Annotated in this window: 15 protein-coding genes; 14 read left to right on the top strand and 1 reads right to left on the bottom strand. The window is 41.1% G+C overall.

All coding sequences use genetic code 11. The annotated features are described in order from the left end of the window. Positions 1–2 precede the first annotated feature (2 nt). The 3 genes from HMPREF1040_RS05350 to HMPREF1040_RS05340 all read left to right on the top strand — a co-directional run bounded on the left by HMPREF1040_RS05350 (position 3) and on the right by HMPREF1040_RS05340 (position 5,124). Entirely contained in the window at positions 3–1,085 is a 1,083-nt protein-coding gene (locus HMPREF1040_RS05350; protein WP_007392920.1) for an elongator complex protein 3, read from the top strand. Positions 1,086–1,284: 199 nt separating this feature from the next. Beyond that, a complete protein-coding gene (locus HMPREF1040_RS05345; RefSeq protein WP_007392887.1) occupies positions 1,285–2,643 on the top strand; it encodes a pyruvate carboxylase subunit B in 1,359 nt (452 codons plus the stop codon). A gap of 111 nt (positions 2,644–2,754) precedes the next feature. Next, positions 2,755–5,124 (top strand): endonuclease MutS2, encoded by a 2,370-nt coding sequence (locus HMPREF1040_RS05340; RefSeq protein ID WP_007392864.1) that lies wholly within the window; start codon positions 2,755–2,757, stop codon positions 5,122–5,124. 59 nt (positions 5,125–5,183) lie between these two features. Here the strand turns inward: HMPREF1040_RS05340 and HMPREF1040_RS05335 are convergent, their stop codons facing one another. Beyond that, positions 5,184–5,918: an NAD-dependent protein deacylase gene (locus HMPREF1040_RS05335; protein WP_007392927.1), complete on the bottom strand. Its 735-nt coding sequence runs from the start codon at positions 5,916–5,918 to the stop codon at positions 5,184–5,186. 404 nt (positions 5,919–6,322) lie between these two features. Here HMPREF1040_RS05335 and HMPREF1040_RS05330 point away from each other — a divergent pair, with 404 nt between their 5' ends. The 11 genes from HMPREF1040_RS05330 to rnfB all read left to right on the top strand — a co-directional run bounded on the left by HMPREF1040_RS05330 (position 6,323) and on the right by rnfB (position 17,477). Continuing rightward, positions 6,323–7,726, top strand: a complete 1,404-nt coding sequence (locus HMPREF1040_RS05330) for a sodium:alanine symporter family protein (protein ID WP_007392829.1) — start codon at positions 6,323–6,325, stop codon at positions 7,724–7,726. 107 nt (positions 7,727–7,833) lie between these two features. Next, positions 7,834–7,989, top strand: a complete 156-nt coding sequence (locus tag HMPREF1040_RS08135; RefSeq protein ID WP_007392915.1) for a hypothetical protein — start codon at positions 7,834–7,836, stop codon at positions 7,987–7,989. 105 nt (positions 7,990–8,094) lie between these two features. After that, complete coding sequence (locus HMPREF1040_RS05325; protein ID WP_007392918.1) at positions 8,095–8,523, top strand: DUF1934 domain-containing protein; 429 nt, start codon at positions 8,095–8,097, stop codon at positions 8,521–8,523. Beyond that, positions 8,523–10,187, top strand: coding sequence for an arginine--tRNA ligase (argS, locus tag HMPREF1040_RS05320; protein ID WP_007392931.1), 1,665 nt, complete (start codon positions 8,523–8,525; stop codon positions 10,185–10,187). The genes HMPREF1040_RS05325 and argS overlap by 1 nt, the downstream gene beginning before the upstream one ends. A gap of 51 nt (positions 10,188–10,238) precedes the next feature. Beyond that, positions 10,239–11,855: a CTP synthase gene (locus tag HMPREF1040_RS05315; RefSeq protein ID WP_007392818.1), complete on the top strand. Its 1,617-nt coding sequence runs from the start codon at positions 10,239–10,241 to the stop codon at positions 11,853–11,855. A 569-nt stretch (positions 11,856–12,424) separates the two neighbouring features. Further along, the gene (rsxC, locus tag HMPREF1040_RS05310; RefSeq protein ID WP_007392898.1) at positions 12,425–13,768 is read left to right on the top strand and encodes an electron transport complex subunit RsxC; all 1,344 of its coding nucleotides are present in this window, start codon (positions 12,425–12,427) and stop codon (positions 13,766–13,768) included. A 23-nt stretch (positions 13,769–13,791) separates the two neighbouring features. Further along, positions 13,792–14,850: an RnfABCDGE type electron transport complex subunit D gene (locus tag HMPREF1040_RS05305; protein ID WP_007392912.1), complete on the top strand. Its 1,059-nt coding sequence runs from the start codon at positions 13,792–13,794 to the stop codon at positions 14,848–14,850. 1 nt (position 14,851) lies between these two features. Then, positions 14,852–15,409: an FMN-binding protein gene (locus HMPREF1040_RS05300; RefSeq protein ID WP_007392892.1), complete on the top strand. Its 558-nt coding sequence runs from the start codon at positions 14,852–14,854 to the stop codon at positions 15,407–15,409. Further along, entirely contained in the window at positions 15,409–16,032 is a 624-nt protein-coding gene (gene rsxE, locus HMPREF1040_RS05295) for an electron transport complex subunit RsxE (protein WP_007392830.1), read from the top strand. The genes HMPREF1040_RS05300 and rsxE overlap by 1 nt, the downstream gene beginning before the upstream one ends. Continuing rightward, positions 16,032–16,607 carry an electron transport complex protein RnfA gene (locus HMPREF1040_RS05290; protein WP_007392895.1) on the top strand — a complete coding sequence of 192 codons (576 nt, stop codon included), beginning with the start codon at positions 16,032–16,034 and terminating at the stop codon, positions 16,605–16,607. Before rsxE ends, HMPREF1040_RS05290 begins: the two co-directional genes overlap by 1 nt. A 24-nt stretch (positions 16,608–16,631) precedes the next feature. Continuing rightward, complete coding sequence (gene rnfB, locus HMPREF1040_RS05285; protein ID WP_007392852.1) at positions 16,632–17,477, top strand: RnfABCDGE type electron transport complex subunit B; 846 nt, start codon at positions 16,632–16,634, stop codon at positions 17,475–17,477. Positions 17,478–17,480: the final 3 nt, after the last annotated feature.

Below are 17,480 nucleotides of genomic sequence, written 5' to 3'. Positions count from 1 at the left end.
ATGTGGCTTTTGTCACATCTCTTTTTTTAGGAAATACCATGAAAACATCAATTATCCCCGTTTTTATTCCGCACATTGGCTGTCCGTATCGTTGTGTGTTTTGTAACCAATGGAAGATTACGGGACGACAAGGCCTACCGACATCAGCAGATGTAGCGGCACAAATAAAAGCATATATAACTGAAAATACACGAGATCGCCATTGGGAAGTGGCGTTTTATGGCGGAAGCTTTACGGCTATTCCCGTGGCTATACAAGAGGCGTTATTGACCCCGGCTAAACGAGCGTTGGAGGCGGGGAAAATTCAAGGAATTCGTTGTTCGACTCGACCTGATTGCATCGATGAAACGGTGTTGCAACGATTACTTGCATTTGGTGTCGATACGGTTGAATTAGGAGTTCAATCTTTGGATGATTATGTGTTACGTTTAGCGAAACGCGGTCATACGGCAAATGACGTAGAAAGAGCAACGACTAAACTGAAAGCATGGGGGATTCGCGTAGGACATCAGTTTATGCCAGGATTACCGGGCGAAACCGTAGCAAGCTTGCAGTATACCGTGGCACAAGCATGTGCGTTACACTGTGATTTTGCCCGCATTTATCCAGTTGTCGTCATTGCAGGAACGGAACTAGCTATATCCTATCAAAAAGGAACCTATACGCCCTTATCTATTGCCGAAGGAATTCGGCGAGGTGCTTACATGAAACAAAAATTATTACAAGCTCGTATTCCCGTGATACGAACGGGTCTGCAAGCAACGGATGCGTTGAGTGATACCACGCAAGTGTTAGGGGGAGCGTATACACCGGCGATGGGAGAATTAATTGATACTTATCGTTATCGACGGCAATTAATGGCCGTATTAGCACGATTACCACAAGGAGAAAAAATAACGATTTCTTATCATCGTACAGATACGTCACGGGTCCGAGGATATCGAAATCTTACCGTAAAGTTTTGTCAATGGCGATATGCTCTGGATATAGAATGGCATGAAAGAGAAGATCTTCCGCCGACGTGTGTGTCTGTACAAACGAGTAAGCGTGAATATATGCTCTATATGGATGCGGGGAGTATCTGAGAAGGTACTTGTTTTCTCCTTATAGAGAGCCGGGAAAAAAACAATGCCCGAAGATGGAGGCAGCGTTGTTTACGGCAGGAAAAGAAGGCTGTGCATAGAGACTAACTATACATTCATTTTTTGTATATGATATAATACAACTATTATGACTAGGTAGGAATTTAAAACGGTACGTTTTTATGATGGAGGAATGAAAAACATGGCAAGAGTGAAGATTACGGAAACCGTATTACGGGATGGGCATCAATCAATAGCGGCAACGCGTATGCGTTTACGACACATGATCCCCGTGTTGGAAGCAATGGATGAAGTGGGGTATAATGCCTTAGAATGTTGGGGTGGCGCTACGTTTGATACCTGTATGCGGTTTTTAGATGAAGATCCGTGGGAACGGTTGCGGACGTTAAAACGTTATGTAAAAAAAACACCATTGCAAATGTTATTTCGTGGTCAAAATATTTTAGGGTATCGAAATTATGCAGATGATGTGGTATATGAATTTGTGAATCGGGCTATTGATAACGGCATTGATATTATTCGTGTTTTTGATGCGTTAAATGATCCTCGTAATTTAGAATCTGCCATAAAAGCAGCGAAAGACACTAAAGCGGTGCAAGTACAAGGTGCATTGGTGTATACGATTAGTCCTATTCATACGATGGAATCATTTACTAAAGTGGCCTTAGAGTTACAAGATATGGGTGTAGATTCGGTATGTATTAAAGATATGTCTGGCTTATTAACGCCGTATGATGCGTATAATTTAGTACGTATGCTAAAAAAACATTTACATGTTCCTTTAGAATTACATACTCACTGTACGTGTGGACTTGGTGAAATGACTTATTTAAAGGCAATTGAAGCAGGTGTAGATATTGTTGATACAGCCTTATCGCCGTTTGGTGAAGTAACGAGCCAACCTGCAACAGAGTCGATAGTTATGGCATTGCAAGGGAGTATTTATAATACGGATATTGATGTAGAACGCTTGTGGCCGTTAGCCGATCATTTTAAGGAGGTTCGCAAGGAAGTGGCAGAAGAATTTAAATTAACCATGCCATCGCAAATTAATCCCGCCGTGCGAAAATATCAAATACCTGGTGGAATGCTCACTAATTTATATAATCAGTTAAAAGGACAGGGGGCAGAAGACCGTTTTGACGAAGTGCTAACGGAAATGCCAAATGTGCGGCGTGACTTAGGATATCCCCCATTAGTTACACCGACTAGTCAAATTACTGGTTCGGAAGCGGCATTAAACGTTTTGTATGGTCGTTATAAAATTATTACCAATGAAGTGCGTGACATTGTTCGGGGAAAATATGGTCGTGTTCCAGGAACGATAGATCCGGAATTTCGGAAATTATGTATTGGCGATGAACCCGTTATTGATTACCGTCCAGCTGATGATTTAGAACCGGAATTGGATAAAGCAAAAGAAACGTTGGCCCAAGAAGGATTTCCTGATATGTCGCCGGAAGATGTGCTTAGCTTTGCTTTATTTCCAGAAGTGGCACTTCCCTTTTTTAAAAAACGACAAGAAAGGGAGAATAAATAAGGGTTTGCATTAAAAAAAATGGCCTTGTGGCCATTTTTCATTTAAGGTGTATGTGGTAATGCGGCAATAGAAGAAATTGTTTTTTATAGGGTAAAATAGCAGGAGAATAGTATGAATAAACGTAGTATGCGTATGTTAGGGTTTAATAAAATAAAACAACAATTAATGAGGGAAACAAGTTCTTGCTTATCTCGTAAATTAGTTAATGCTCTTTTTCCCGTGCAGCAGTCGCAAGAAGTGGCACGCTTATTAACGGAAACGGAAGAGGCTGTGACCTATCGTTTGCGTGAAAAAAACATGGTATCCTTGGCTATTTTTGATATTTATACGGTCTTAGATAAGGCCCAACGGGAAATTCTTTTAACGCCGCGAGAATGTACGGATATATGGCATAATATTGGTATATATGACGATTTACGACAGCATATTACGGATCGGGAAACGTATCCTCTTTTATGTCAATATATTGATGATATAGCGGATTTTTCGGAGTTGATACGAACCTTTACGCATATATTTGATGAGGACTTACAAATTCGTGATACGGCTTCATCCCAATTACAGCAATTACGGCAGCGGATGCGTGACTTAGAAGGGCGGACAAAACGATATATACAAGAGATAGTACAAGATAAGGATAAACAAAAATATTTTCAAGAAGCCCTGGTTACGGTACGGAATGCCCGTTATGTAATTCCAATCAAACAAGAATATCGGTATGCTTTTCCTGGCATTGTTCATGATACTTCCGCTAGTGGTGCTACGTTGTATATGGAACCGCTCAACATGGTGGATATGAACAATGAATTGCAAACGGTACGCGTGCGTGAACAGAAAGAAATTGAACGGATTTTTCAAGTTTTAACACATACGATTCATATGTGGGCAGAAGATTTACACAACGCAACGCAGGCAACGGCTCAAGTCGACATGATTTTTGCTAAGGCAAAATTAGCAGAACGGATGCATGCGTGTAGACCGAAGATGGCGAGGCATGGGCGAATTCATTTGATACAGGCACGGCATCCCTTAGTGCCGGCTAAACAGGTTGTGGCGAATACGATTATCCTCGGTGATACCTATCGCATGTTATTAATTACGGGATCTAATACGGGAGGTAAAACTGTTCTTATGAAGACGTTAGGCTTATTGGTGTGCATGCATCAGGCAGGGCTGTTTATTCCCGTAGAAGCAGACTCTGAATTGGCCGTTTTTCACGATGTTTTGGTGGATATTGGCGATGAACAGGATTTGACGCAAAATTTAAGTACCTTTTCAGGACATATGACACAGCTGATATATATTCTGAAGCATTGTCGGGTCGATGATTTGGTGTTAATTGATGAATTAGGCTCTGGTACGGATCCGGCAGAAGGTAGTGCTATTGCGATTGCGTTGTTAGAAGCACTCAAACAACGAGAAACGGTAGTTATGGTGACAACTCATTATAATGAGCTAAAGAATTACGCTTATCAAACTACGGGGATAGAAAATGGACACGTTGAATTTGATGAACGCACATTACAACCAACCTATCGGTTACAAATCGGTGCGGCTGGCAGCAGTCACGCTTTTAGTATTAGCGAACGGTTGGGGTTACCGCCAGACGTATTGGCACGTGCCAAAGAGATACGTAAACAAGCCGGTGATATGGATATGGAACAGGTATTGGCGAAGGTGAATCGTCAGGCAAAGTGGCTTGATGAAAAGGAACGTATCTTGAAAAAGCGGTTACAAGATGTGGGCAATCAAGCGGCACAATTATACCGAGAAAAACAACAATTACAAGCACAATATCAAACCGTATTGGAAAAGGCTAAAGCAGAGGCACAGGAACGCAAACGTCAATTACGGGTAGAATCAGAACAGATCATTCGTGCGTTAAAAGAAGCACGTAAGCAGTCTTTAAAAGAAAAAACGGACGAACAGATTGCAGGCATACGGAAACGAATTAATGACTTGGCTATACCGAATTTGCCGGCGGCGAGTGATAAGCGGGCGGATCTTCTTAATATAAACGTAGGTGATTTTGTTTACCTTAATTCCTTACATGGGGTAGGCCAAGTAACAGCTATACAAGGTAAGCAAGTGACTGCTTCGATACGCGGGATGACAATTCGTGTGAAACGATCAGATATTAGTCAAGCGGATACACAAGAAATACAAGCAGCACAACAGAGGGAGAAAAAGGCGGCTACGTCCGAAAAAACGCATAGCTGCATCCGGCCGAAGACGGTAGCGACAGAAATTAATATTATTGGTGAAACATATGTGGATGCGTTGCCACGGGTAGAACGCTTTTTAGATCAGGCACTAGTGGCCGGGTATAGTCCCGTAAAAATTATTCATGGTAAGGGAAGCGGTGCGTTACGCCGCCAAATTCATAGTTATTTAAGGGATTTGCCCTTTGTTACATCGGTCGTATTAGATGACGGCGATAATGGCGGAGCGGGTGTTACCTGGGTATATTTTTCTACGTAATAGGGAACGTTAAAAAGAAAAAAGTCTACGTGCGTATAAGCTACGGCGTAGACTTTTTTTTATAGTGACGGTAGATGTAATTGGCCTAATACCTGGCCAATAGGTTGGCGAAAGATTAAATCGGCTTTTTTATCCATATCCGTAGCGGCTTTGTTGAGTAATACGATATGTTTACCGCGGTAATAATGGAGCAACCCCGCTGCCGGATACACGACTAAACTCGTACCACCAACGAGTAACAAATCGGCTTTTTGCAGTTGGTTTACCGATTCTTGTAATACGTCTTCATCCAAACTTTCTTCATATAAGACGACATCTGGTTTTATTGTGCCGCCACAGTGGGGGCAATGGGGAATAATCGTCGGACTATGTAAGATATCATCGGCTGAAAAGAAAGCGTGACAAGATTGGCAAAAATTTCGTAGTACGCTGCCATGAAGTTCCAATACATGTTGGCTGCCTGCTTTTTGGTGTAAACCGTCAATATTTTGTGTAATGATGGCGGTTAATTTACCCATTTTTTCTAGTGTCGCCAATACCTGATGGGCCGTATTGGGAGAAGCGGACAGACAAAGCATTTTATCTCGATAGAAGCGATAAAACTCTTCCGTATGAGAAAGATAAAAGGAATGACTCAAGATGGTTTCGGGAGGAAATGCATAGGTTTGATGGTATAGCCCATCCGTACTACGGAAATCGGGAATCCCACTTTCCGTGGAAACGCCGGCACCACCAAAGAAGACGATGCGTGAAGCGTCGTTTATCCATTGTTGTAATTGCTTGATAGCTGTCATAGTAGCCTCCTTTTATGTGTTTTTTTTATTATACTATAAATAAAATGAAGACAATAGGAAATAAACATTTCACATTATGAAAATAAGTGGCATATGTATGTGTAAAATATGTTTTTTGCAGCAGAAAAAAAACGCTATTCTTTTCTATAATACAGAATATTAGCCATTTGCAAATAGAGAAAGTACAATATGCTATTCCTTAATTTAAAGAATACCGGGGAAAAACAAAGGTCGATTTTTTGAGTAACCTTTAAAAAAATATTATATTGACAGAAAAATAAAAAAATATTATCATATTTTTATGTACATTAGATGACGATTAATTGACGGTTATTTATATTAAAATAATGTATGAATATAATATAATAATGGTCAAAGAAAATTACATAAGGAGTGATGCAAAGATGATGGCAATTTTGGATTACTGGGATGGTGTATTGTATTATCCTATCTTGATTATTATATTGACCGTAGCAGGTTTGTATTTTACAGGTAAAACGGGATTTGTGCAATTACGTATGTTTGGGGAAAGTATCCGCGTAGTACGGGAAAAACCGGCAACAAAGGGAGCTGTATCATCCTTTCAGGCATTAATGGTTTCGACAGCTTCACGCGTAGGAACAGGTAATATTATCGGCGTTTCTACGGCTATCTGCTTAGGTGGCCCAGGGGCCGTATTTTGGATGTGGCTGCTGGCACTTATCGGTGGTTCGACCGCCTTTATTGAAAGTACGTTGGCACAAATTTTTAAACGGCGTGACGTACGTGGAGGGAGTTTTGGCGGCCCCGCTTATTACATTGAAGCGGCCTTGCATCAGCGGTGGCTGGGGGTGGTATTTGCCATTGCTTTGATACTTACCTATGCGGGTGGATTTAATCTGCTTTGTTCGTATAATATGCAGTCTACCTTTATGGCATATTCCTTTTATCAACCCGATAGTACGCCTTGGATTATTGGTGCTATTTTTGCATTAATTGTCGGGTATTGTTTGGTCGGCGGCGGTAAGCGGATTATCCGTATTACCTCTGTCTTAGTTCCCGTGATGGGGACGGTTTATATTATTGCGGCCTTATTGGTTATATTGCTAAACATCACTGCATTACCTCACGTGTTCTCTGTTATCTTTGCTGATGCTTTTGATTTTCAATCCATCTTAGGTGGCGTTTCTGGTTCGTGTATGATTTATGGTATTAAACGTGGCTTATATTCTAACGAAGCTGGTATTGGTTCAGCACCGAATGCAGCAGCAGCTGCCATGGTTAGTCACCCTGTAAAACAGGGGTTGGTACAGATGCTATCTGTATTTATTGATACTCTACTCGTGTGCAGTGCGACCGCATTTTTAGGGTTATTTTCGGGCGTACCGGCAACAGAAGAAGTGGCAGGAGCGTTATATATCCAACAAGCGGCTACTTCCGTATATGGTCATTTTGGTCCCTTGTTAATCACGATATGCATGCTTTTATTCGGCTTTTCTACGTTGATTGGAAATTTATATTATGTTGACAATTGCATTCATTTTATTCACCGCAAAATGCCTTCTCAATGGTTTGTTATCCTGTTTCGGTTAGTGTGCATTTTCATTATCTTTATTGGTAGTGCCATGTCGATGGCTGCCGTGTGGGATATTGCAGATATTTTAATGGCACTTATGTGTATCATCAATATTCCTGCGTGCTTACTGTTAGGAAATATGGCGGTGCGTGCATTAAAAGATTATCAGCAACAGAAAAAAGCGGGACATGATCCGGTGTTTAAAGCAGCTGACATCGGGCTTTCTGATGATCGTGTAGAATTTTGGAAATAAAAAAAGATGTATTCCTTTAGTAGAGGGAATACATCTTTTTTTTGAGAGGTTCATCACAAGCGGATAAATTATGATATAATACAACAAATAGGAAAGGAGTTGGCACGATGATTATTAGAGATAATAGTACCAAAAATGGGGATACGCATAAACACAGGAAAGGAAAGAACAAGGGCGAAACCGTGCAGATTGATTTGGGTCGGCCTATGACAGAAGAAGAAAAAAAGATTATGGAGCAATTGCAAGAAGGTATTCATCTATAAAAAGAAGCGGGAATACATGTATAGGGTTGACGAAAAGTATTTCTTTTTTAAGACACATGTTATATAATAGAAACATTGGATTATTTATAGAGAGGTTGGTATAGATTGAAGCCTGTTTTAGTGAAAATTCACAGTATGCAACAGGGCGTGGACGGCGAAAAAAATGAATTTGAATTAATCGCGGCTGGTTCCGCTCGTGTGCAGGGAGATACACAATATATTCGGTATAATGAAAGTAAGATTAATGAGATGGAAGGGGTTAAAACATTAGTAAAAGTGTTACCGGATCAGTCGGTTAATTTGATTCGTACGGGCAATGTACATCAACATCATGAATTTCGTAAAGGAAAAGAACAGCGTTCTGTTTATGCATTGGAATTTGGTAAATTTGAAATGCATACGAAAGTTTATGAATGTAAAGTGGATATGAAAGATGGCATTGGTACCATTCATTTAGAATACAATGTTTCTTTAGAAGGACTATATAACAACTATACAAAATTAACTATAACGGTGCAGGAGGATCGAGCCTAATGGAGATAAAAGAACAGGTGATACAAGGTATTAGAGATGCCCTGCAAACTGCAATTGATACGGGAAAATTACCGGAAGGATCGTATCCGGAGGTAGCATTAGAAGTGCCACCACAAAAAGAGTTTGGTGATTTTGCAACTAATATTGCTATGCAATCGGCACGCGTGGCCCATCGTTCACCGCGTGATATAGCGACCATTTTGGTAGAAACATTACAGGGTTCATGGTTGGAAAAAGCGGAAATCGCAGGTGCGGGGTTTATTAATTTGTTTTTACGCAAACAGGTATTATTTACATCGCTTGCGGATATTTTAGCTGCCGGCGAAACATATGGTACGGCTCCTTTACGACCGGAAGATACGGTGCAAGTAGAGTTTGTTAGTGCCAATCCGACAGGCCCGTTACATGTTGGACACGGTCGCGGTGCAGCTTACGGTAGTAGCTTGGTCAATCTTTTGCGAGCAGCGGGCTATCAGGTGGAAGCAGAATACTATATTAATGATGCAGGCAATCAAATGGATAATTTAGCGGCATCCGTTAATGCACGGTATTTTGAATTATTAGGTCTGCCAGCGGAAATTCCTGAAAATGGGTATCACGGGCAAGATATCGTGGAGACGGCAAAGGCAATTCTTAAGCAAGATGGTGATCGATATGTCCATATGCCGGAAGCAGAACGGTTAGCCGCTTTCAAGGAACGGGCGTATGAAGAAAAATTAAAGGCACTAAAACGAGATTTAGAGGCCTTTCATGTCTACTATGATCGGTGGTTTAGTGAACGTACCTTACATCCGCAAGCCATTCAAGCGGCCTGTGATGTATTGCGAAAACGAGGTACCGTTTATGATAAAGATGGTGCTGTATGGTTGCGGTCGACTGAATACGGTGATGATAAAGATCGCGTTGTTATTCGCGAAAATGGGGTGCCCACGTATTTTGCAGCAGATATTGCCTATCATAAAGATAAGTATGAACGGGGCTTTAAAGCGTTGATTAATATTTGGGGTGCTGACCATCATGGGTATGTAGCACGTGTGAAAGCAGCGATGTCAGCTCTGGGATATGATACGAAACGGCTCGAAGTGCTGTTGTTGCAAATGGTCAGCTTGTTTAGAGATGGAAAACCCGTAAAAATGTCGAAGCGTACGGGTCAGGCGATTACATTAAATGAATTGATTGAAGAAGTCGGTGTTGATGCAGCTCGTTATTTCTTTATTATGCGATCACTTGATACGCAGTTAGACTTTGATTTAGATTTAGCAACATCACATAGCAATGAAAATCCTGTATACTACATTCAGTATGCACATGCACGTATTTTTAGTATCTATCGCCAGGCACAAGAAGCAGGAATAGAAATACCACAAGCAGGAGATGATATTACTTGGGATACGTTGCAACAGGATATAGAATTAGAATTGATTAAAAAAATGGCTGTTTTTCCGGAGGAAGTACAACGTGCAGCTATTGCACGAGAACCCCATCGCATTGCTCATTATGCGTATGAATTAGCGGGGTTATTCCATGCATTTTATAATCATTGTCGCATCATTCAAGAAGATCGAGCATTAGCTGTAGCACGGTTGGCTTTAGTTACAGCTGTACGCATTACGATTGCTAATAGTTTAGCTATGTTGGGCATTTCCGCACCACGGAAAATGTAAGTACATAGGATATAGAGGAAATATCAATTTTAGGCTGATGAGGGAGGAAATATGACGAAATACATTTTTGTCACGGGTGGTGTAGTTTCTTCGTTAGGAAAAGGCATTACCGCTGCAGCATTAGGGAGATTACTAAAAAACCGTGGGTTTAAAGTAACCATTCAAAAATTTGATCCATATATTAATGTGGATCCCGGAACAATGAGTCCGTATCAACATGGAGAAGTATTTGTTACGGATGATGGCACGGAAACAGATTTGGACTTAGGACATTATGAACGTTTTATTGATATTAATTTAGGGAAGAACTCAAATGTCACGACGGGAAAAATTTATTGGTCCGTTTTACAAAAAGAACGGCATGGTGATTATTTGGGACATACGGTACAAGTTATTCCGCATATCACCAATGAAATTAAAAATCGCGTTGTGCGTGTAGGTGATGATGACAATGCGGATGTCGTTATTACGGAGATTGGTGGTACCGTTGGGGATATAGAAAGCTTACCTTTTTTAGAAGCCATTCGGCAGATAAAAAAAGATGTTGGGCGTAACGATGTATTATACATTCATGTCACGTTAGTGCCGTTTATTGGTGCAGCAGGCGAGTTAAAAACTAAGCCAACACAACATAGCGTAAAAGAATTACGTAGTATAGGTATTCAGCCCGATATTATTGTATGTCGGACGGAACATTCTTTATCAGAAGAATTAAAAGAAAAATTGGCTCTTTTCTGTGATATTGAACCGGAAGCGGTCATTGAAAATAAAACGTTAAAAAGCATATATGAAGTCCCTCTTTTATTAGCTAAAGAAGGTATGGATCGTATTGTTTTAGAAAAATTGGCATTGCCGGATAAACCATGCAATATGACTGATTGGGAACAAATGGTACAAGATATTTATCATACGGAACAAGACATTGAAGTGGCGTTAGTAGGTAAATATGTATCGTTGCATGATGCGTATTTAAGCGTGGCGGAAGCCTTAAATCATGCAGGTATTGCGTATAAGGCGAAAGTGAATATTCGGTGGATTGATTCGGAAATGCTCGAAGATAGGCAGTGTTCGGTCGAAGAAATATTTCGTGGTGTCGATGCGATTGTCGTACCGGGGGGCTTTGGCAATCGTGGTATTGAAGGAAAAATCAAAGCGGTACGGTATGCAAGAGAACACAAGGTTCCTTATTTAGGTTTATGCCTCGGCATGCAATGTGCTGTCATGGAATTTGCACGGCATGTCGCCGGTATTAAAGGTGCCACTTCTTCTGAATTTGATGAAACGGCACAACATCCGGTCATTGATTTAATGGCGGATCAGGTTGATGTATCTAATAAGGGAGGTACTATGCGTTTAGGCCTCTATCCTTGCAAAGTAGCAGCAAACACTAAGGCTTATTCAGTTTATCAAGACAAGCTGATTTATGAACGGCATCGTCACCGTTGGGAATTTAATAATAAATATAGGGCACAGCTCGTTGAAGCAGGTCTTATTTTATCGGGAACTTCACCGAATGATCGCTTAGTAGAAATTGTTGAATTACCTGATCATCCGTGGTTTGTGGGATGCCAATTTCATCCTGAATTTAAATCCCGCCCAACGAAGGCACATCCCTTGTTCAAGGGTTTAATACAAGCGGCGATAGAAGAAAAAAAGAAAAAACCATAGTAGAGAAATATATACGTGGATGGATAAAAATCTCCTTACTAAATAATTTAGTAAGGAGATTTTTTTTATTATCTTTATATGCTTTTTTTGCATGGATATCTATTTCACCATAAACAGCACCTTTTTGGAAGAAAATTTATGCATGGCGTATTTTACTGTTTTTTTAAAATATGCAAATTAATTCATGGATATGGTTGATGAATAGATTATCTTTTATACGAATGGAAAAGGTTATAGATACCATAATTGCTATTGCAATGCACATTGAATAATAGAATTGATGATGATATAATGTAAACCGAATGAAGGATAACTTGCAAACAACCTGCATAATAATAAACCTTCTCAAAATGTTTTTGGTTATATGGCTTATAGCATTTTTTATATTTTTATAGATAAACGTATAACTAAAATCAAGGTGCCCTGTATAAAGATATACAAGGTACAGCATCTGAGCTTTTTTTGCAACGGTAATTCTTTGCGTTGGCCCTACGGATAGGAGTACTGCCAGAAGAAGGTCGGATTTTGTTTAGTCATGTTTGATAAATCTGGTAATGAGGTGATGGGTAATGTTTAATACCTTTAAACGAGGTGGCGTTCATCCTGCAGATGGGAAAATTTTGGCACGTAATAAGGCAATTGAAGTAGCACCGTTACCGAAACAAGTGGTTGTGCCAATGAGTCAGCATTTTGGGGCTCCATGCAAACCCGTTGTGAAAGTCGGTGATCTCGTAAAAAAAGGGCAGTTGATTGGTACGATTGATGCCTTTTTGCATGCCGATATTCATGCGCCCTTGTCAGGGAAAGTCGTCAAAGTGGCACCGATGCCACATAATACGATGGTAACATGTATGTCTGTCGTGATTGAATCGGACGGTCAAGATGAATGGGTAGAAGGGTTACCGTTACAGCGTGATTGGCAAACGATGCCCCGTGATGCAATCATTCAAGCTATTAAGGACTGTGGTGTCGTGGGTTGTGGTGGGGCGACGTTCCCGGCACATGTAAAATTGGCACCGAATAAACCGGTGGATTCGTTTATTGTCAATGCGGCAGAATGTGAACCCTATTTAACTTGTGACTATCGGGCTATGGTAGAAGAAGAAACGACACAGAAGTTTGTTACGGGTGTACAAATTTGCATGAAAGTATTAGGGGTTTCTAAAGGCTATATTGGGATTGAAGATAATAAACCGGAAGCGATTGAAAATATGAAGACCGCTTTTGCCAATGTGCCGGGGGTTACCGTTGTTACTTGCAAAACAAAATACCCTCAAGGGGCAGAAAAGATGATGATTGAAGCTTGTACCGGTCGGTTGGTAGCACCAGGTGGTTTGCCGATGGATGTTGGTTGTGTGGTAAGTAACATTGGTACGGTCATTGCGATTACCGATGCCGTTTGTCAGGGAATTCCCTTGATTGAACGTATTACGACTGTAACGGGGGATTGTATTACCGAACCGAAAAACTTGTTAGTTCGCGTTGGCACGACGTACGAAGATGCGATTGCTTTTTGTGGCGGTTTCTCCAAGCAACCTGAACGCGTTATTGCGGGCGGGCCGATGATGGGATTTGCCCAATATCAATTAGATATTCCTATTACTAAAGGGGCATCGGGTATTTTGGCGTTGTCGAAAGATAAGTGCGATGAACGCGAAGAAGAACCGTGTATTCGTTGCGGACGGTGTGTCGAAGCTTGTCCTATGGGTCTTGTCCCTAGTCAGCTTAGTATTTTTTCTTCACGCGAAGCATGGGAAGAATGTAAAGATTATGGCGTTATGAATTGCGTCGAATGCGGTAGCTGTGTCTTTGTCTGTCCAGCAAAACGTAACTTGGTGCAATATTTCCGCAATGCGAAAGGCCAATTAAAAATGATCCAGCAGGCTGCTCAACAAAAAGCAGCAAAAGGCTGAGAATAAAAGGAAGAAGGGATAGCATGAGTCCAGATATGAAAGGACAACATCCAGGAATGGATGGGAAAGAGATAAAACAACAGATGTTGACCGTATCTTCTTCACCCCATGTCCGTGATAAGGAATCTATTCGTAAAATTATGTGGAATGTTATTGCCGCATTAGTGCCAGCCGCAGCCTTTGGGGTATATCATTTTGGTATGAACGGGTTGATTAACATTATTGTGGCCATTGTATCAGCTGTTGTATTTGAATTTTTATGGGAAAAATTAATGCATCAACGAATCACTATTACGGATGGGAGTGCCGTGATAACAGGGTTGCTGTTAGCGATGTGTTGCCCCCCGAATTTGCCGTGGTGGATGGCTATTATCGGTTCCTTTTTAGCTATCGTTGTCTGTAAGCAGTCTATGGGTGGATTGGGATATAACCTCTTTAATCCTGCCCATGTAGGTCGTGCCGGTTTGATGGTATCGTGGCCTATTGCGATGACGACATGGACCCGGATGAATGGTTCTGTTGCCGATATGGCATCAAGTTCATCTGTTGATGCCCTGGCTAGTGCAACGCCGTTAAATGTATTAAAACATGGTGGTACAGATTCCCTATTTCAGTTGTTTGGAACAAATGATTGGATGAGTATTTATAAAAGCATGTTTTTAGGCTTCCGTAGTGGGTCTTTAGGTGAAACCTCAACGGTGTTATTGTTGATTGGCGGTATTTATTTAATTTATAAAGGCTATATAAAATGGCAAGTTCCCGTTGTGATGATTGCTACGGTTGGTATTTTAATGGGCTTGATTGCCGGCGATGCACATTTAGCGCTATTTCATATGATGGCTGGCGGTTTGATTATCGGGGCTTTCTTTATGGCAACAGATATGGTTACCGCTCCTATTACCTTAAAAGGACAGATTATTTTTGCTTTTGGTTGTGGTCTTATTACGGTTCTCATTCGTCAATTAGGCGGATATCCTGAAGGCGTTTGTTATTCTATTCTCTTGATGAATGCGTTGACTCCGTTAATTGATCGGGCCGTTAAACCAAAAGTATTTGGTACGGTAAAAAAGGGGGCGAAATAATATGAGCGAACAACAACAAGAACATAGCTTGGTTAAAATTGCAATGAATCTTATTTTAACATGTTTAGTTTCGGGATGTATTATTGGCTTGGTCTTCTTTATTACCGGTCCAACGGCGAAAGCAAAAGCCGAACAAATGAAAGAAGAATCGATGCGTGGGTTAGTACCACAGGCAGATACGTTTACACCTGTTGCCGGGGAAAAAGACACGTTTGTAGCGGAAAAAGGCGGTAAAAAAATCGCGTATATTATTCCGACTGCACCGAAGGGATATGGCGGTCCTATCAAAATGTTGACGGCCGTTAGCGTTGATGGCATCGTGTTAGATTATGTTGCCTTAGAAGCGAATGAAACACCGGGTTTAGGTGATAGAGGGGCAAAAGAACCCTTTAAGAGTCAATTAAAAGGGAAAAAAGTAGAAGGATTGGAAGTTACCAAAGATCCTAATCAAAAAGATAAGGTACAAGCAATGACTGGTGCTACCATTTCTTCACGGGCCTTTACGTTAGGGGTAAAACAAGCTGTCGAAAAAGCAGCCACGATAGGAGGGAAATCATAATGAATCTTTGGAAAGTATTTAGCCGAGGCATTATTGAAGAAAACCCGTATTTTGTCCTGGCACTTAGCTTATGTCCTGGTCTTGCCGTTACGACTAGCGTGATTAACGGGTTGACCATGGGGCTTACCGTATGGTTTGTTATTACCTCAAATAACGTGGTTGTATCTATTATCCGTCGGATGATTAATAAAAAGGTGCGTGTACCTGTATATATTACCTGTATTGCGACAATCGTTACGTGCGTACAATTGGTATTACAAGCCTATGCACCTGAATTATACAAGGCCTTAGGGGTATACTTGGATTTGGTTGTCGTTTTTGCGATTATTTTAGCTCGTGCTGAATCGGTCGCTTCTAAAAATGGCATTGTCGTATCTTTCTTAGATGGGATGGGCATGGGTGTCGGCTTTACTGGTGCCATGCTGATTATTTCCGTTATTCGTGAATTACTGGGAAACGGTACCCTCTTAGGAATCCCTATGTTTGGTTCATGGTATCAACCTGCGCTTATTTTAGCCTTACCACCGGGAGCGTTCATGCTGATCGGTTTCTTTATGGCAGGCATTAAGATGTGGAATGATGCACGAGAAAAAGCAAAACAATTGAAAGGGAGTGAAGGATAATGGGCGAATACTTTACCTTATTTATCGGGGCAGTGTTGATTAATAACTTCGTCTTAACAAAATTCCTTGGCCTTTGTATTTTCTTTGGGGTTTCTAAGAATTTAAATGCCTCTATTGGGATGGGCTTTGCCGTAACATCGGTTATTACCATGAGTACGGTATTGGCGTGGTTACTATACAATTATGTACTCATGCCGTTGGATTTAACGTTCTTACGTACCATATCCTTTGTGGTACTTATTGCTAGTTTCGTACAACTATTGGAAATTATTATAAAAAAGATGTCACCAACCTTATATAACATGTGGGGCATTTATTTAATGTTAATTGCAACAAACTGTATCGTTCTTTCCGTACCCGTTATTAGTATTACCAATCACTATGGTTTCTTAGAAAATCTCGTGTTTGCTATCGGTTCGGGGTTAGGTTTTGCGTTGGCATTAGTTCTCATGGCAAGTTGCCGTGAAAAATTAGACTATGCAGCTGTACCGGCGGCTTTACGAGGCACGCCTATTGCCTTTATTGTAGCTGGTATGTTAGCGCTAGCTTTCCTTGGATTCTCAGGTATGATATAATGGAGAGGAGTTGGAATTAATATCATGGAATATACACAAATAGCTCTTTCAGCTGTGCTTATTATGACCTGTATCGGTGGTGTGTTCGGCTTTATTTTGGCCTTTGCCGATAAGAAATTTGCGATGGAAGAAAACCCGTTGATCGGGGAAGTAGAAGAAGCGTTGCCGAAGGGACAATGTGGGGCATGTGGTTTTGCCGGTTGCGCAAAATACGCCGAAGCGGTAGTGTTAGATCCTGATGTAGCACCGAATCTTTGTGTACCGGGGAAAAAAGAAGTAGCCGATATTGTGGCTAGCTTAACGGGAAAAATTGCAGAAGAAACGGAACCTCAATTTGCTCATATTCGCTGTAATGGTGGCTTAGGTATCGCTAAAGTAGCCTTTGAATATAAAGGGATACATGATTGTGCTGCGGCCAAATTAGTACAACAAGGACCTAAATTCTGTAAATTTGGTTGCTTGGGATTTGGCAATTGTGTGCGTAGCTGTCCGTTTGGCGCGATGTCGATGGGAGTAGATGGCTTACCCGTTGTGGACAAGAAACTTTGTACGGGCTGTGGTAAGTGTGCCTCCATTTGTCCTAATCACGTGATCGAACTCTTGCCGTTTAGTGCACCCGTTAGCGTGAGCTGCTCATCGAAAGAAATGGGTGCTGTCGCGAAGAAAAACTGTTCTTCCGCTTGCATTGGTTGTGGGTTGTGTATGCGTAATTGTTCTCATGAAGGCGGCGTAAAGGTAGTTGACCATTTGGCCGTTATTAATCCGGCTATTTGTCACACCTGTGAAGAAGCCACCTGTATTACAAAGTGTCCGACAAAAGCGATTGCGGCATTAGTAGCAACGCCAAAGAGGGCAGAAAAGATCGGATAGATA

Source organism: Megasphaera sp. UPII 135-E, from assembly GCF_000221545.1.
GTDB lineage: Bacteria > Bacillota > Negativicutes > Veillonellales > Megasphaeraceae > Megasphaera > Megasphaera hutchinsoni.
This window is presented reverse-complemented; position numbering and strand designations above follow the sequence as displayed.

Bases quoted from the DNA above. Each gene is read 5' to 3' on its own strand.
- HMPREF1040_RS05345 (WP_007392887.1), top strand. From the start codon at position 1,285: ATGGCAAGAGTGAAGATTACGGAAACCGTATTACGGGATGGGCATCAA.
- rsxC (WP_007392898.1), top strand. From the start codon at position 12,425: ATGTTTAATACCTTTAAACGAGGTGGCGTTCATCCTGCAGATGGGAAA.
- rnfB (WP_007392852.1), top strand. From the start codon at position 16,632: ATGGAATATACACAAATAGCTCTTTCAGCTGTGCTTATTATGACCTGT.
- HMPREF1040_RS05335 (WP_007392927.1), bottom strand. From the start codon at position 5,918: ATGACAGCTATCAAGCAATTACAACAATGGATAAACGACGCTTCACGC.
- HMPREF1040_RS05330 (WP_007392829.1), top strand. From the start codon at position 6,323: ATGATGGCAATTTTGGATTACTGGGATGGTGTATTGTATTATCCTATC.
- argS (WP_007392931.1), top strand. From the start codon at position 8,523: ATGGAGATAAAAGAACAGGTGATACAAGGTATTAGAGATGCCCTGCAA.
- HMPREF1040_RS05290 (WP_007392895.1), top strand. From the start codon at position 16,032: ATGGGCGAATACTTTACCTTATTTATCGGGGCAGTGTTGATTAATAAC.
- HMPREF1040_RS05305 (WP_007392912.1), top strand. From the start codon at position 13,792: ATGAGTCCAGATATGAAAGGACAACATCCAGGAATGGATGGGAAAGAG.
- HMPREF1040_RS08135 (WP_007392915.1), top strand. From the start codon at position 7,834: ATGATTATTAGAGATAATAGTACCAAAAATGGGGATACGCATAAACAC.
- HMPREF1040_RS05300 (WP_007392892.1), top strand. From the start codon at position 14,852: ATGAGCGAACAACAACAAGAACATAGCTTGGTTAAAATTGCAATGAAT.
- HMPREF1040_RS05340 (WP_007392864.1), top strand. From the start codon at position 2,755: ATGAATAAACGTAGTATGCGTATGTTAGGGTTTAATAAAATAAAACAA.
- rsxE (WP_007392830.1), top strand. From the start codon at position 15,409: ATGAATCTTTGGAAAGTATTTAGCCGAGGCATTATTGAAGAAAACCCG.
- HMPREF1040_RS05315 (WP_007392818.1), top strand. From the start codon at position 10,239: ATGACGAAATACATTTTTGTCACGGGTGGTGTAGTTTCTTCGTTAGGA.